The organism is Allobosea sp. 05T433 (genome assembly GCF_056396065.1).
In genome coordinates this window covers 213,221-228,853 of record NZ_JBFTKS010000004.1, presented here as the reverse complement: position 1 = coordinate 228,853, position 15,633 = coordinate 213,221, and the positions used below count along the sequence as shown (strand labels likewise).

Here is a 15,633-nt window from a genome sequence, read left to right as displayed (position 1 = left end):
CCTTCCGCACTAACCTGCGAGATCGGGATCGGCGCTGACGCCGGCGTGTTCGGCGGTAGCGACTGCAAGCGCCATCGCCAGGGTGAAGCTGGCCGCCATCGAGCGGAATGCGCCGAAATCTGCTTCCGCCACATCCAGCCAGAGCTCACAGTTCTCGGCGAGCGGACTGAGCGGGCTGTCGGTCAGGGCCAGCACCGGAATGCCGCGCTGATGTGCGGCGGCAGCGATCTCGACCGTGGCAGTCGTATAGGGCGCGCAGCTGATCGCCAGGATGGCGTCGCCTGGCCCGGCAAGGGCTGCCTGCTCCTGGCCGAGGCCGCCGACATGGTCGACCAGCACCGCTCTGATGCCGAGCTTGCCGAAGGCATAGGCGAGGTAGGACACCACCGGGAACATGCGTCGCGCGCCGACGAGGACGATGGTTTGCGCCCTGGCCAGCAAGGCAGCCGCCTCTTCCAGCTGGTCGGGCCTGACAGCCGCCCTGAGCTGGGCAAGCGACGCTTCGCTCGCCTGAATGAAGCCGTCGAGCAGGGCTGCGCCCCCCCCCGAGCCTGTTCCTGCCGTTCGTAGGGCTGCCAGGCGCGCGCGGTGATCGGCGGCATGCCGGCGCAGCCGCGAGCGGAACACCTCCTGGAGTTCGCTGAAGCCGGAATAGTCGAGCGCCTGCGCGAAACGCACCAGCGTCGAGGCCTGCACGCCGGCCTTCTCCGCGATCTGCGCGGTGGAGCCGAAGGCCATGTCGTCGAGATGGGCAAGCGCATGATCAGCGACTTGCTTCAGTCGCTTCGGCAGGGATGGCCGCCGTTCCCGCAGCAAGGCGACGAAACGGTCGAATTCCGGCCTGTCCGTGGGCTGAGGCTGTGATCCTGATGACATGCCGGTTCCGGTTAAAGCGCCTTGACTTCAAGCGCTGATCGGCGGAATGTTTATTCCAAAATCAGACAAAGACAATCCATTCATATCAAAATTTCGCTGGGGAGCGTGGCGTCAGGTGTCAGGGAAGAACGAATTCGGTCGGGATCTGACCGGCAAGGCCGCCATCGTGACCGGTGGCAGCCAGGGGCTTGGTGAAGCCGTCGCCCGCGAGTTTCAGGCGCGCGGGATTGCTTCCCTGCTGCTGACCGGCCGCAATCGCGAGCGCGGCGAGGCCGTTGCCCGCGATCTTCGCAATGCTGGCTGCGATGTTCGTTTCCACGCCGCCGATCTTTCCGATCTCGATCAGGTCAAGTCAATCGTTCCGGCCGCCGAGGCGGCGTTCGGTCGTCTCGACATCCTGGTGAACGCCGCCGGCGACACGGATCGCGGCTCCATCCTGGAGACGACGCCCGAGCTCTATGAGCGCATCATGGCGGTCAATCTGCGTGCGCCGTTCTTTCTGATCCAGGGCGCCGCCGAGCTGATGTGCCGGCTCGGGATCGCGGGCGCCATCGTCAACATCCAGTCGATGTCGGCCCATGGCGGCCAGCCATTCCTGAGCGCCTACAGCGTCTCCAAGGGGGCGCTGGCGACGCTGACCCGCAACGCCGCCTTCGGGCTCCTGCCGCACCGTATCCGGGTCAATGGACTGAATATCGGCTGGATGGCGACGCCGGGCGAAGACGCGATCATGCGGTTGCGCCATGACGCGCAGGATGGCTGGCTCGATCAGGCTGCCGCGAGCCAGCCCTTCGGCCGCCTGCTCGACCCGCAAGAGGTCGCCCGCGCCGTCGCCTATCTGGCCTCGGCCGAATCTGGTCTGATGACTGGCTCGAACATCGATTTCGACCAGACGATTCTTGGAGCGCGGCAGTAACCCTGCCGCAGCCACAGCCTTGACGACAGGACATATGACGATGCGCATGGGATTGCTGGGTGCCGGCCGGATCGGACGCATTCATGGGTTGAACCTTGCGGCGCGCAAGGACGCGACGCTGGTTTCGGTTGCGGACGCCTTTGCGGATGCGGCGGCCTCGCTGGCAGCCGAGACCGGCGCGACAGTTGCCAGTCTCGACGCGATTCTCGCCGACAAGACGCTCGATGCGGTCCTGATCTGCACGCCGACCGACACCCATGCCGATCTGATCGAGGCAGCCGTCGCCTCCGGCAAGGCGGTGTTCTGCGAAAAGCCGGTCGATCTCGACGCCGAGCGCATCAGGGCATGCCTCAAGACCGTCGCCAAGACCGGCAGGCCGCTGATGATCGGCTTCAACCGGCGCTTCGACCCGAGCTTCGCTGCGCTCCAGAACCGCCTGCGGGCCGGAGAGGCGGGCGCGATCGAGATCGTCAGCGTGATCTCGCGCGACCCCTCGCCGCCGCCGGTCGACTATGTCAAGCGCTCGGGCGGCCTGTTCCGCGACATGATGATCCATGATTTCGACATGGCCCGCTTCCTCCTCGCCGAAGAGCCCGTCGAGGTCTTCGCGCTCGGTTCGGCGCTGGTCGATCCGGCGATCGGGCAGGCCGGCGATGTCGATACGGCTGCGGTTCTGATGCGCACGGCGTCAGGCAAGATCGCGCAGATCTCGAATTCGCGCCGCGCCAGCTATGGCTACGACCAACGCATCGAAGTCCATGGCTCGAAGGGCATGCTGCGGGCCGGCAATATCCACGAGACCACGGTCGAGATCGCAACCGGCGCCGGCTTCCGGGCTGACCCGGTGCAGAATTTCTTCCTCGAGCGTTATGCCGCCGCCTATCGCGCCGAACTCGATGCCTTCGTCGCCGCCCTGAAGGGCAAGACGGCGCCCCTGCCCTCCGGAGAAGATGGCCTGAAGGCACAGATCCTGGCCGATGCGGCGACCGAATCCGCTCGCAGCGGCAAGCCGGTCGCTGTCGATCTCGGGGCGATCTGATCATGACGCCCGCTGAACTCGATCTGCGCCAATATGCCGTGCTGGGCCTCGTCCAGCAGGCCGGCTTCATGGCGCTCGACTATTTCAACAAGAGCGAAAGCCTTGGCGTCACCATGAAGGGCGCCCAGGACTGGCTCACCGTCGCCGATGGTGCTGTCGAGGATTTCCTGCGGCAGCGCCTTGCCGTGATGTTCCCGCAGGATGCGATCATCGGCGAAGAGGGTGGCGGCGAAGCCTCGGACGCGGTCTGGATCATCGACCCGATCGACGGCACCTCGAATTTCGCCCGTGGCGACCGCAACTGGTGCATCTCGATTGGTTTTCTGCTGAACGGCGTTCCCGAAATCGGCATTCTCTCTGCGCCGGCGCTGGGCGAGATCTATGTCGGACGCAAGGGGCAAGGCGCGACCCTGAATGGCGAGGCGATCAAGGTGTCGGGGCAGACCGATATCAAGCGCGCCTATGTCGAACTGGGCTGGTCGACGCGCATCCCGGCCGAACGCTATGTCGCGATGATCGGGCGTGGCTACGCCGCAGGCGCCTCGGTGAAGCGCGGTGGCTCCGGCGCGCTCGGCCTGGCCCATGTCGCGAATGGCCGGACGGAGGCCTATGCCGAACTCCACATCAACGCATGGGATGTTGCGGCGGGTGTCGTGATCGCAGCCGAAGCCGGCGCCTATGTCAGCGATTTCTTCAGCGGGGACGGTATTGCCAAGGGCAACCCGATCCTGTGCTGCACGCCGGGGCTTCGCCGCGAACTCGAACAGGTCACGCAGATCGGGAGCCGGCAGGCGAACGATTGATCTTTGCCGGCAACACGTCACTATCAAGCCAATAACAAGACCAAGAACGACACGTAACGGGAGGATGACATGCAGGGATTTCAATGGCTCCGGACCGGGGTCCTGGCAGCGCTGGCCAGCGGGGCTGCTTTTGCGGCGGCCCCCGCACAGGCCCAGGGTGCACTCGTCATGTATTGCGGCGTCCAGGAGGAATGGTGCCGCGCCATGTCGACCGCGTTCGAGCGCGATACGGGGATCAAGGTCGCGATGACCCGCAAATCGGCGGGCGAGATCTATGCCCAGCTCAAGGCGGAATCGGCCAATCCGCGCGGCGATATCTGGTGGGGTGGCACGGGTGACCCCCATCTCCAGGCTGCCGAGGAAGGGCTGACCCTCGAATATGAATCGCCGGTCAACAAGGACCTTCACGACTGGGCGCTGTCGCAGTGGAAGGCGGCTCAGAAGCGCTCCGTCGGCATTTACGCCGGCGCTCTCGGCTTCGGCTTCAACACCCAGCAGATCAAGCAGAAGGGCCTGAACGAGCCGAAATGCTGGGCTGACCTGCTTGATCCGAAGCTCAAGGACGACGTCCAGGTCGCCGATCCGAACTCCTCGGGAACGGCCTATAACCTGCTTGCGACCGTGGTCCAGCTGATGGGCGAGGAGAAGGGCTTCGACTATCTCAAGAAGCTGCACAAGAACGTCAGCCAGTACACCAAGTCGGGCGCCGCCCCCGCCAAGGCCGCGAGCCTCGGAGAAACCGCCGTCGGCATCGTCTTCATCCACGACGCGGTCGTCTTCGCGGTCCAGGGCGATCCGATCAAGGCTGTCGCGCCTTGCGAGGGCACCGGCTACGAGATCGGCTCGATGTCGATCATCAAGGGTGCGCGCAATCTCGACAACGCCAAGAAGTTCTATGACTGGGCGCTGACCCCGGCGGCTCAGGCGCTGGCGGCTCCGGCCAAGTCGTACCAGGTCCCCTCCAACAAGAACTCGACGGTGCCTCCGCAGGCGCCGAAGATGTCCGAGATGAAGATGATCGACTACGACTTCGTCAAATACGGCTCGTCCGCGGAGCGCACGCGGCTGCTGACGAAGTGGGACAAGGAGGTCAAGGCGCTGCCGAAGTAACTCTCCGTCCAGCGCCCTGAAGAGATCCCCTGCGATGCGTCCTGCGACACGGCTCGTCCTGCTGCTCGGCTGGCTCGGCTATGCGGTCATTCCCTGGTACCTGCCTGACGGCGTCAGTCTCAGCCAGTTCGGCTGGCTCGCGGGGTACCCGTTCGGCAGGGCCGGCACGGCGTTCGCGCTGGCCCTGTCCGGCACGGCCCCCTGGCTGCTGCCAGTCGGCGTGGCGCTGCTGGCCGTGACGCTGTTGCTCGGCCGCAGCGAGAGTGCTGCGGTCGGCAGGACGCTGATCTGGGCGGGGCTGCTCGGTATGGTCCTGTTCTTCGCACAGGGCTTCGCCATCACGCTGCAGGGCCAGGGCATCCCCTGGCTCGCCGCCCTGCTCGGCGGCAGCGGCGCGGCTCAGGGCGGCATGGGCTTCGGCGCCTTCCTGACGGTGCTCTCGCTTCTGCTCCTGCTCTGTCACGGGCTCGCCTATCGCGGCTTCTGCCGGGGCGACATCTTCACCACCAGCTCGATTGGCATCATCGTCCTGCTGATCGGGCTCTTCATCTTCTTCCCGGTGGCGACGATCCTGCAAAGCGCGCTTGTCGATCAGGCCGGCGCCTTCGCCCCTGGCATCTTCGTCGCGCGCCTGTTCGATTCCTCAATCTGGGGACTTGGCTGCGTCACCGCGAACACGAATTGCGGCGTCGCCTGGAACACGCTGATCCTTGCCGTGCTGACCGGCGTCATCACCACGCTGCTCGGGCTTGCCTGCGCACTGCTCGTGTTGCGCACGCGCATGCCCGGCAAGCGCCTGATGCGCGCGCTCACCGTGTTGCCGATCATCACGCCGCCCTTCGTCATCGGTCTCGCGCTGATCCTGCTCTTCGGCCGCTCCGGCGTGGTCTCCGGGCTGCTCTATGACTGGTTTTCGATTCCGCGCTCGCGCTGGATCTACGGGCTGCCCGGCGTGCTGCTGGCGCAGGTCCTGGCCTTCGCGCCGATCGCATTCCTCGTCCTGATCGGGGTCGTGCAGGGCATCAGCCCCAGCCTGGAGGAGGCCTCGCAGACGCTGGGCGCCAAGCGCTGGGCGACCTTCCGAACGGTGACCTGGCCGCTGCTCAAGCCCGGCCTCGCCAATGCCTTCCTGCTCGGCTTCGTCGAGAGCATGGCCGATTTCGGCAATCCGCTGGTGCTCGGCGGCAATTTCGAGGTGCTGTCGACCAAGATCTTCTTCGCCGTGGTCGGCGCCGCTCATAATCAGGGGCAGGCGGCGGTGCTCGCGATGGTGCTCCTCGTCTTCACGCTCGGCGCCTTCTGGGTGCAGCAGCGCTGGCTCGGCGGCAAATCCTATACGACCGTCACCGGCAAGGGTGATTCCGGCCTGCCGGCAAAACTGCCGAAGCCGGTCACCTTCGTCTCCGCACTGGTGATCGTGCCCTGGGTGGCGCTGACCTTCGTGATCTACGTGATCATCCTGATGGGTGGTTTCGTGAAGACCATGGGCCGCGACCACACGCCGACGCTGGAGCATTACCGCACCGGTTTCGCCATCGATTTCAGCCGTGGAATATTCTTCGAGGGTGCGGCGTGGGATTCGCTGTTCACGACGCTGAAGGTCGCGGCGATCTCGGCCCCGCTGACGGCGGTGCTCGGCCTGCTCACCGCCTATCTGTTGATGCGGCAGCAGTTCCGCGGCCGCCACGTGCTCGAATTCACCACCATGCTGAGCTTCGCCATCCCCGGCACGGTGCTCGGCGTCGCCTATATCCTCGCCTTCAACGTGCCGCCGGTCGAGATCACTGGGACCGGGCTGATCCTGATCATCGCCTTCGTCTTCCGGAACATGCCCGTCGGCGTCCGTTCCGGCATCGCCGGCTTGTCGCAGATCGACAAGAGCCTGGACGAGGCTTCGATCACCTTGCGGGCACGCAGCTTCACCACGCTCTGGCGCGTGGTGCTGCCCTTGCTGCGCCCTGCGCTCGTCTCCGCGTTGGTCTATAGCTTCGTGCGCAGCATCACCTCGGTCAGCGCGGTGATCTTCCTGGTCTCCGCCGAGTACAACCTGGCGACGGCCTATATCGTCGGGCGCGTCGAGGCCGGCGAGTTCGGGCTCGCCATTGCCTATTCCTCGGTGCTGATCGTGGTCATGGCCGTTGGTATCGCCCTGATCCAGCTCGGCGTCGGCGAGCGCAAGCTCGGACGGCGCAGCGCGATCCCGCTCGCCACATCCGCCGCACAGCCCGTCAAGTAAGGAGCAGCACCTCTCATGGCCAAGGCGGGACCTGCCTCAGTCGAATTCCGCAATGTCAGCATGCGCTATGGCGCGGTGACTGCCGTCGACAATATCAGCTTCACGATCGAGCCGGGAAAGCTGGTGACCCTGCTCGGCCCCTCCGGCTGCGGCAAGACCACGACCTTGCGCATGATCGCCGGACTTGAGATCGCAAGCGAAGGCCAGGTCCTGATCGGCGGCAAGGATGTCACGCGGCTCTCGGCTGCCGACCGTGACGTCAGCATGGTCTTCCAGTCCTATGCGTTGTTTCCACATATGAGCGTGCTGGAGAATGCCGCCTACGGGCCGTTGGTGAAGGGGCTCCCGAAGGCCGAGGCGCAGGACATGGCGCTGACCAAGCTCGCCCTCGTCGGCCTCAAGGGTTTTGAGAAGCGCTACCCGTCCGAGCTCTCGGGCGGACAGCAGCAACGCGTCGCCGTGGCGCGCGCGCTGGTGCTCGAGCCGCAGGTGCTGCTCTTCGACGAACCATTGTCGAATCTCGACGCCAAGCTGCGCCGCAAGGTGCGGGAGGAGATCCGCGAGCTGCAGCAGAGCCTCAATCTGACGGTTGCCTATGTCACCCATGACCAGGAGGAGGCGCTCGCCGTCTCGGACCGGATCATCGTGATGTCGAATGCCCGGATCGCGCAGGAGGGCTCGCCCCGCGAACTCTATGAGGAGCCGGCCAACCCCTTCGTCGCCGACTTCATCGGCGATGCCAACATGGTCGCAGTCACGATCGCGGAGGTGTCCGAAGGCATCGCCGATGTGATGATCGGCTCGGCAAAGGTGAAATTGCCGGCGCGTGGCCTGGTGGCCGGACCGGCCAGGGCGGCGATCCGGCCCGAAAGCCTGTTGATGGGGCCTTCCTCCGGGCCGGGCCTGCGCGGCACCGTTCGCAAATGCGCCTATCTCGGCAACCACCTTGATCTGATGATCGAGACCGAGGTCGGCGAGCTCTTCGTCGTCCAGCCGGGCGGGCGCGATCTGCTGCCTTATGGCAGCGAGGTCGGGCTCTCCTTTGCAAATTCGGGCGTCACGCTCATTCCCCAGAGCTGAGCGGCCAGCGCGCCGCTCCTGTCGCTCCAGCGGAGTAGAGGCGCCGCGCGGCTTGCCCGCCGGCTTCCTGCTCGCTTCGGCCTCACCCGTGGTCCGTGGGGGGCGCCGGTGCTATCCCCTCGGGGCGCGAGCAAGACGAACCAAAGGCGCGCGGATTGCGCGCTATCGCAGCCTCACAGATGCCTGAGCCATTCCGCCGCCGCTTCCGCCGGCGGCCGCTCGATATTGAAGGCGCCGACGAAACCACCCTTCTTGTCCATGAGATAGACGAGCGCGGTGTGATCCATCGTGTAATCGCCTTCCTTGAGCGGCACCTTCTTGGAATAGGCGCGATAGGCCTTGATCGTGGCGTCGATCGCGGCGCGGTCGCCGGTCAGGCCGACGATGCGCGGGTCGAAGCTGCCAAGATAGCTCTTCAGCACCTCCGGCGTGTCACGCTCAGGGTCGACGCTGATGAACAGCGCGCGCAGCTTTTCGCCCTTGGGGCCGGCGGCGCGCAGGGTCTCGGAAATCTCGAAGAGCTTGGTCGGGCAGATATCGGGGCAATGGGTGAAGCCGAAGAAGACGAGGAAGGGTGCGCCGCGCAGATCGACGTCGGTCAGCGGCTTGCCTTCAGCCGTCGTCAGCGTGAAGGGGCCGCCGACACTCGAGGTCGCGCGCTGGCCCTGACGCACCGGGCTGAAAGTCAGGATCGCGGCAGCCGCCAGGGCGACTGCGCCGGCCAGGAAGACCACGAGAGGCAGGATGAGGCGACGGTTCACAGGGATCCTCGAAAAAACTCGGACGGCGCAGGGGCGCCTCAGAAACAGGCAACGATGGCGGCGATGAGGCCGTCGGTGAAGAGCCGGTCGCCCTCGCGCCACCAGAGCAGCAGCCCGGTCAGCAGCAGCGCAAAAGCGCCGCCGCCGAGCAGCCATAGCCCGGTCCGCGAGGCCTCGGCCTCATGCTCGGCGGCTGTCTGGTCCGATTGCGTCATGACCGCGAGCATAGCCGCGCCAGGCTGAGGCCGGAAGCGGCAACCGTGACGCAGGGGGAGTGCAAGGAGACGAGAGCGGGCGATCGGGATCGAACGGGCGGTATTGGGCTTGGGGAGCAGTTCTATGACGTCGAATCTCTCTTCCTCGCTCCCAGGCAGAAAAGCTGACGGGAGCGCCGGGCACGAAAAACTCTCGATCGCAGTCCCACTGTTGATGGACGGTCGCGGATCATCTACCCGAAGCCGAGTGTAGCGCGATGTCATCCGGAATGCCGCGCAATGCCCGTCAGGGCTGGTCTGGGGCTAGCAGCATTCGATGCCAATTGAGCGTTTCGACACTGTCATCCTGGGCGCGGGTGCTGCTGGAATGATGTGCGCGATCCATGCCGCATCACGCGGCGGGCGTGTTCTCATCGTCGATCAGGCCAAAGCACCCGGCGAAAAGATCCGCATTTCAGGCGGGGGGCGCTGCAACTTCACCAATATCGGCACGAGCGCGCGGAATTTTCTGTCGAACAACCCACATTTCGCAAAATCTGCGCTTGGCCGATACACGCAGCATGATTTCGTTGCGTTGGTCGAAAAACACGGCATTGCCTATCACGAGAAGACGCTCGGGCAGCTCTTCTGCGATGATTCCGCCAAGGATATCATCGCAATGCTGATGGATGAAATGGCGCGCGCGGCATGCGAATTGCGCCTCAGAACCACACTGGAAAGCCTTGAGCGGGTTGATGACGGCTTTGCGATCACGCTTGCCGGCGATGGGGCTGCAAAAATTCGGTGCCGGCATTTTGTCGTCGCGTCCGGAGGAAAATCCATCCCGAAAATGGGGGCATCCAGCCTTGGCTATCAGATCGCCGGCCGGTTTGGTTTGGCGGTGACGGAAACGCGCCCGGCCCTGGTGCCGTTGACATTCGGTGAAGACGTTCTTGCCGGGTTTCGCGAGATTGCCGGCGTCGCGGCGGATGCGCGGGTCTCGCGCGGCAAGACCACATTCGATGAGGCGCTGCTGTTCACGCATCGCGGGCTGTCCGGCCCTGCGATTCTGCAGATCTCGTCGTACTGGCGCGAGAAGGAACCGATCAGGATCGCGTTCCTGCCCACGCAGGACGTGTTCGCCGACTTGCGCGCTTCCAGACAGGAAAACGGCCGCAGAAGCATCGCAAATACGCTTGGTGATATTCTGCCGAAGCGATTGGCCGCTTATCTCGCAGATGCCCACGGTTGGACGGGACCCATCGGCGACGCAAGCGACAAGAAGCTGGCCGCGATCGCTTCCATCATTCACGGCTGGGAGGTCATGCCCATTGGATCGGAGGGGTACCGGACCGCGGAGGTGACGCTCGGTGGTGTCGATACGTCCGGTCTGAACTCACGGACGATGGAAGCAAGGACAGTCGATGGCCTGTACTTCATCGGTGAAGTGATTGACGTCACGGGCTGGCTTGGCGGCTACAACTTCCAATGGGCGTGGTCATCAGGCTGGGCCGCAGGGACCGCCATCGCCGAACGCACCGGGTGAGATGCCTGAGCGGCACATGGGCAAATTCTTGAACTATTGAAAATGCACGCCGAGGTTCCCTGCGTGACCATGCCGGTGCGTTCGAATGACCGGCACTGCTCCAGGAACAGTGCTCTAACATAGTGTCACTGGAAGGATTTGGAGCGGGCGATCGGGATCGAACCGACGACATTCAGCTTGGGAAGCTGACGTTCTACCACTGAACTACGCCCGCATGCGCTCGCAGCGACCGCAGATCAACGGCGAGGACGCGAATCTCATAGCGGCTTCCGGCGCAGGTGTCATCCGGCAATCGTGCGGGATGAGAGCCTGGGATTCACTCAGTCGCGAAAATGCTTCGAGAGCTTGAGCGCCTGGCCCTGGTAGTTCGATTTCAGGTCGGCGCCATAGAGGGCGTCCGGCCGGGCTGCCATGTGTTCGTAGACCAGCCGGCCGACGATCTGGCCATCCTCGATGATGAAGGGCACGTCGCGCGAGCGGACCTCGAGAACGGCGCGTGCGCCCTTGCCACCGGCGCCGCCATGGCCGAAGCCGGGGTCGAAGAAGCCGGCATAGTGGACGCGGAACTCGCCGACGAGCGCATCGAATGGCGTCATCTCGACGGCATAGTCAGGGGGCACATGCACCGCCTCCTTCGAGGCCAGGATGTAGAACTGGTCCGGATCGAGGATCAGGGAGCGCGAGGCGTCCGTCTGGATAGGCTCCCAGAAGTCGGCGACGCGATAGGCGCCGACCCGGTCGACATCGACGAGCGCGGTATGGCGCTTGCCGCGATAGCCCACGAGGCCGTCGAAGCCGGCGAGATCGACGCTGACGGCAACGCCGCTCTGGAAGGAGGGAGTGGCTGCGCTGACCAGCGTCTCGCGTTCGTGCAATTCGCCCAGCGTGCGGTCGTCGAGCCGGGCATCGCCGGCGCGGAAGCGGATCTGCGAGAGCCGCGAGCCGGAGCGCACCAGGACGGGGAAGGTGCGTGGCGAGATCTCGATGAAGAGCGGGCCCTCATAGCCTTCCTCGACCAGATCGAATTCGCGCGCCCGGTCGGTGATGACGCGGGTGAAGACATCGAGCCGTCCTGTCGAGCTCTTCGGGTTCGCCGCGGCGCGCAGGCCCTGGGGCAGCGCCAGCCCTTCCATCAGCTCGGCGACATAGACGCAGCCGGTCTCGAGCACAGCACCCCTGGTCAGGTCGATCTCATGCAGGGCGAGCTGGTCGAGCCGCCGTGCGACGGTCGATCCCGGGCCGGGCAGAAAACTGGCGCGGACGCGATAGGCCTTGTCGCCCAGCCTGAGGTCGAGGCTGGCCGGCTGGATCTGGCCCTCTGCGGGCGGCCGCGCGAGCTTGATCACACCTTCTTCGATGAAGGCACGGATGCGGCTGTCGGGCTGGATGCCGGGCAGGAAGGGCAGCATGAGCGTCGGACCTGTTCAGCCTGAGCTAGCGAAGCCGGGCGCAAAGGCCAGGCGGGCGCAGTCCTATCGCCCGTTTCCGGGGCGGTTGTCCATGCGAGAATCATTCTGCCCGCTGCTGTGCAGGGCCAAATGCAGGACTGTCCAGCGCGGCTTCGGGATTGACGCTGCCGCCGGCCGGTCCATAACAGGGACGTCGTTCCCGGCCCAATTCCGCCCGCCGGCGAACCGCAACGGCACGGAGCCGCTGAGCATGTATCAGGCGCAAACCCGAGGCGTGCGCGTGACCGCCGTTCCCGAGTTCATGGAACGGGAATCCGCCCATGAGCAGGGTCGTTATTTCTGGGCCTACACGATCGAGATCGTGAACCAGTCGCGCCAGACCGTGCAGTTGATGACGCGGCACTGGTTCATCACCGATGGCCGCGGCGAGGTCCATGAAGTGCGCGGAGATGGCGTCGTCGGCAAGCAGCCGGTGCTGCGCCCGGGCGAGAGCTTCAGCTATACCTCGGGCTGCCCGCTGATGACGCCCGACGGCTCGATGCGCGGCTATTACGCCATGCTGGGAGAGGATGGCGTGGTCTTCGATGTCGAGGTGCCGCTGTTCCCGCTTGATTCCCCCTATGTGAAGAAGGTTCTGCATTGACCATTCCGACCACGGCCGCGCGGCGCTACACGCCGCTCGAAATGCTGTCGCGCCTCGTCGCCTTCGACACGGTGAGCGCCAAATCCAATCTCGATCTCATCGCCTTCGTGGCGGATTATCTCGAGAGCTGGGGCGTGTCCTCGATCCGGATTCCCAATGCCGAGGGCGACAAGGCGGCGCTTTTCGCCACGATCGGCCCGGCCGATCGTGGTGGCATCGTCCTCTCCGGCCATACCGATGTTGTGCCCGTCGCGGGCCAGGCCTGGTCGAGCGACCCCTTCACCCTGCGCATTGCCGATGGCAGGGCCTATGGCCGGGGCGCCGTCGACATGAAGGGTTTTGTGGCGCTGGGACTGGCCCTCGTGCCGGAATTCCTGGCCGCCAGACTGACGACGCCGATCCATCTCTTCCTGTCCTATGACGAGGAACTTACCTGCCTCGGCGTGGTGGACGGCATTGCCCGCATGGGTCGCGATCTGCCGCTGCCGCGCGCTGTCATCGTCGGCGAGCCGACTTCGCTCGAAATTGCCGACGCCCACAAGGGCATCCGCACCTTCAATACCGTCGTCACCGGCTTCGCCGCCCATTCCTCTAAGCCGCATCTCGGCGCCAGCGCCGTCCATGCCGGGGCGTTGCTCGCCGCCGAGCTCGACCGGATGGCGCAGGAGCTGATGGAGCGGGCCGACCCGGCAGATCGCTTCGATCCGCCCTACGACACGGTCCATGTCGGCAAGTTCCATGGCGGCATTGCCCGAAACATCCTGGCCGATCGCTGCGAGCTCGGCTGGGAGGTGCGCACCCTGCCCGGCTCGGATCCGGACGAGGTGCCGGGTCGCTTCGCCGCCTATGCCGAAACGGTGCTCGCGCGCATGCGCCGCACCGCTCCGTCCTCGACGATCACGACGGTGATGACATCGGATGTGCCGGGCCTCGGGCCCGATGCCGGCTCGACGGCGGAGGCCCTCACGATGCGGCTTGCCGGCCGCAACAGCACGATTGCCGTGCCCTATGCGACCGAGGCCGGACATTTCCAGCGGGCCGGCCTGCCGACCGTTGTTTGTGGCCCGGGCTCGATCGATCAGGCGCACCAGCCGGACGAGTTCATCACGCTCGAGCAGCTCGCCGCCGGCGAGGCCTTCATGCGTGATCTGATGGAGAGCTGCCGGAGCTGAGAGGCTCTGAGCCCCGCATGGGTGACGGCAGGCAGCCGGGGCGAGCGGCGCCTCGGTGCGTTGGGGGCGAGGTCTGCCCAGCCAGCCGCAGCCCGATGTTCGGCCGTTCGGCGCGCCCCGGCGCACCGTCCCGGCCAGGTGCGTCGTCTTGCCCGTGCTGAACTTGCTCGCATAACGCCGTACACGTCGCAGCGCAGGTGCCCGTGCAGGGACGCCTGCGCTGTCTTGCCTCGCTTGCGCGCGGCACGCTTCACTGGAAAATGCATACGCTTAGTAATTATGTATGCAGACATTGATTGGATGTAGCGAGCGATGATCCGTTGCTCGCCGAACTCTGGTGAAGCGATGGAAAACGCGCTCGGCGCTCGCCTGCGGGAAACCTGCCTCGGCAGCGGCATGGGTGAGGAGCTGAGATGTTCGGTCTGACCGCACTCGAGCTGGCCCGCATCCAGTTCGGCTTCACCATCTCGTTCCACATCGTCTTCCCTGCAATCACGATCGGGCTCGCGAGCTATCTCGCCGTGCTGGAAGGCCTGTGGCTGTGGAAGCGCGACACCGTCTATCGCGACCTCTACCATTTCTGGTCGACCATCTTTGCCGTGAACTTTGCCATGGGCGTCGTCTCCGGGCTGGTCATGGCCTACCAGTTCGGAACGAACTGGAGCTATTTCTCCTCCTTTGCCGGCAGCGTCACCGGGCCGCTCCTCACCTATGAAGTGCTGACCGCGTTCTTCCTCGAGGCCGGCTTCCTCGGCGTCATGCTGTTCGGCTGGAACAAGGTCGGACCTGGCCTGCATTTCTTCGCGACGATCATGGTCGCGCTGGGCACGCTCGTCTCTGCGACCTGGATTCTTGCGTCCAACAGCTGGATGCAGACGCCGCAGGGCTTCGAGATCATCGACGGTCGGGTCATCCCGGTCGACTGGCTGAAGGTCATCTTCAACCCGTCCTTCCCCTATCGTCTCGTGCATATGACCATCGCCGCCTTTCTCGCGACGGCCCTGTTCGTCGCCGCCTCCGGCGCCTGGCATCTGCTGCGCGGCCGCGACACGCCGCCGATCAGGACGATGCTGTCGATGGCGATGTGGATGCTGCTGGTCGTCGCGCCGCTGCAGGTTGCCGTTGGCGATGCGCATGGCCTGAACACGCTCAAATATCAGCCGGCCAAGATCGCCGCGATGGAAGGACACTGGGAGAACAAACCCGGCGAGGGCGTGCCGCTGGTGCTGTTCGGTTGGCCCGACATGGCGGCTGAGACAACGCGCTACAAGCTCGAGATCCCCCGCCTGGGAAGCCTGATCCTGACCCATGACTGGAATGGCCAGATTCAGGGCCTGAAGGAGTTCGCTCCCGAGGACCGGCCCAATTCGACCATCGTGTTCTGGAGCTTCCGCATCATGGTCGGCCTCGGCTTCCTCATGCTGGCGCTCGGCCTCTGGAGCGTCTGGCTGCGCTGGCGCGGCGGATTGTACGAGTCGAAGCTGTTCCTGCGCTTTGCCTTGCTGATGGGGCCGTCGGGGCTGGTCGCCATCCTCGCAGGCTGGTTCACGACGGAGATCGGTCGTCAGCCCTGGATCGTCTATGGCGTGATGCGAACGAAGGACGCAGTCTCCAACCACTCGGCACTGGCGCTGTCGGCGACGCTGATCGTCTTCATCGTCATGTACATCGCGGTCTTCGGAACCGGTGTCAGCTACATGCTGAAGCTGGTGGGGCGTGGTCCAGAGAGCCACGGCCCGGAGCCGGAAGCCCATGGCGATGAGCTCTTGAATCAACGCCCGGCCCGGCCGCTCTCGGCCGCGCCGGATCACCTCGATGCCCCCAGCGGCGCCGGCAAGGGAGCGTGAG

Annotated in this window: 14 protein-coding genes and 1 tRNA gene; 10 read left to right on the top strand and 5 right to left on the bottom strand. The window is 65.1% G+C overall.

Translation table 11 applies throughout. The features are described 5' to 3' along the window. Nucleotides 1-9: 9 nt before the first annotated feature. Nucleotides 10-876 (bottom strand): MurR/RpiR family transcriptional regulator, encoded by an 867-nt coding sequence (locus tag AC1DGP_RS07460; RefSeq protein ID WP_441491948.1) that lies wholly within the window; start codon nt 874-876, stop codon nt 10-12. A gap of 115 nt (nt 877-991) precedes the next feature. On the opposite strand from AC1DGP_RS07460, the gene AC1DGP_RS07455 reads away from it, so the two are divergent. From AC1DGP_RS07455 to AC1DGP_RS07430, 6 genes are all read left to right on the top strand, one after another. Then, nucleotides 992-1,792: an SDR family oxidoreductase gene (locus AC1DGP_RS07455; RefSeq protein ID WP_441491947.1), complete on the top strand. Its 801-nt coding sequence runs from the start codon at nt 992-994 to the stop codon at nt 1,790-1,792. A gap of 34 nt (nt 1,793-1,826) precedes the next feature. Beyond that, nucleotides 1,827-2,831 (top strand): inositol 2-dehydrogenase, encoded by a 1,005-nt coding sequence (gene iolG / locus AC1DGP_RS07450; protein WP_441491946.1) that lies wholly within the window; start codon nt 1,827-1,829, stop codon nt 2,829-2,831. 2 nt (nt 2,832-2,833) lie between these two features. Further along, on the top strand, nt 2,834-3,634 hold the full coding sequence (locus AC1DGP_RS07445; RefSeq protein ID WP_441491945.1) for an inositol monophosphatase family protein: 801 nt from the start codon (nt 2,834-2,836) through the stop codon (nt 3,632-3,634). A 69-nt stretch (nt 3,635-3,703) separates the two neighbouring features. Continuing rightward, entirely contained in the window at nt 3,704-4,744 is a 1,041-nt protein-coding gene (locus tag AC1DGP_RS07440) for an ABC transporter substrate-binding protein (RefSeq protein ID WP_441491944.1), read from the top strand. A 34-nt stretch (nt 4,745-4,778) separates the two neighbouring features. Beyond that, nucleotides 4,779-6,980 carry an ABC transporter permease gene (locus tag AC1DGP_RS07435; protein ID WP_441491943.1) on the top strand — a complete coding sequence of 734 codons (2,202 nt, stop codon included), beginning with the start codon at nt 4,779-4,781 and terminating at the stop codon, nt 6,978-6,980. A gap of 15 nt (nt 6,981-6,995) precedes the next feature. Further along, nucleotides 6,996-8,060 carry an ABC transporter ATP-binding protein gene (locus AC1DGP_RS07430; protein WP_441491942.1) on the top strand — a complete coding sequence of 355 codons (1,065 nt, stop codon included), beginning with the start codon at nt 6,996-6,998 and terminating at the stop codon, nt 8,058-8,060. Between the two features lie 173 nt (nt 8,061-8,233). Here the strand turns inward: AC1DGP_RS07430 and AC1DGP_RS07425 are convergent, their stop codons facing one another. Both AC1DGP_RS07425 and AC1DGP_RS07420 read right to left on the bottom strand, forming a co-directional pair. Then, nucleotides 8,234-8,827, bottom strand: coding sequence for an SCO family protein (locus AC1DGP_RS07425; RefSeq protein WP_441492056.1), 594 nt, complete (start codon nt 8,825-8,827; stop codon nt 8,234-8,236). Between the two features lie 32 nt (nt 8,828-8,859). Beyond that, nucleotides 8,860-9,036: a hypothetical protein gene (locus tag AC1DGP_RS07420; protein ID WP_441491941.1), complete on the bottom strand. Its 177-nt coding sequence runs from the start codon at nt 9,034-9,036 to the stop codon at nt 8,860-8,862. 322 nt (nt 9,037-9,358) lie between these two features. Here AC1DGP_RS07420 and AC1DGP_RS07415 point away from each other — a divergent pair, with 322 nt between their 5' ends. Beyond that, nucleotides 9,359-10,561: a BaiN/RdsA family NAD(P)/FAD-dependent oxidoreductase gene (locus AC1DGP_RS07415; RefSeq protein WP_476831969.1), complete on the top strand. Its 1,203-nt coding sequence runs from the start codon at nt 9,359-9,361 to the stop codon at nt 10,559-10,561. Between the two features lie 139 nt (nt 10,562-10,700). Here the strand turns inward: AC1DGP_RS07415 and AC1DGP_RS07410 are convergent. Further along, nucleotides 10,701-10,775, bottom strand: a tRNA-Gly gene (locus AC1DGP_RS07410). A gap of 106 nt (nt 10,776-10,881) precedes the next feature. Then, entirely contained in the window at nt 10,882-11,970 is a 1,089-nt protein-coding gene (locus AC1DGP_RS07405; RefSeq protein ID WP_476831924.1) for a 2'-deoxycytidine 5'-triphosphate deaminase, read from the bottom strand. A gap of 250 nt (nt 11,971-12,220) precedes the next feature. On the opposite strand from AC1DGP_RS07405, the gene apaG reads away from it, so the two are divergent. The 3 genes from apaG to AC1DGP_RS07390 all read left to right on the top strand — a co-directional run bounded on the left by apaG (nt 12,221) and on the right by AC1DGP_RS07390 (nt 15,632). Next, nucleotides 12,221-12,613 (top strand): Co2+/Mg2+ efflux protein ApaG, encoded by a 393-nt coding sequence (apaG, locus tag AC1DGP_RS07400; RefSeq protein WP_069878462.1) that lies wholly within the window; start codon nt 12,221-12,223, stop codon nt 12,611-12,613. Continuing rightward, nucleotides 12,610-13,785: an acetylornithine deacetylase gene (gene argE / locus AC1DGP_RS07395; protein WP_476831923.1), complete on the top strand. Its 1,176-nt coding sequence runs from the start codon at nt 12,610-12,612 to the stop codon at nt 13,783-13,785. The genes apaG and argE overlap by 4 nt, the downstream gene beginning before the upstream one ends. A 413-nt stretch (nt 13,786-14,198) precedes the next feature. Beyond that, the gene (locus tag AC1DGP_RS07390) at nt 14,199-15,632 is read left to right on the top strand and encodes a cytochrome ubiquinol oxidase subunit I (RefSeq protein ID WP_476831922.1); all 1,434 of its coding nucleotides are present in this window, start codon (nt 14,199-14,201) and stop codon (nt 15,630-15,632) included. Nucleotide 15,633: the final 1 nt, after the last annotated feature.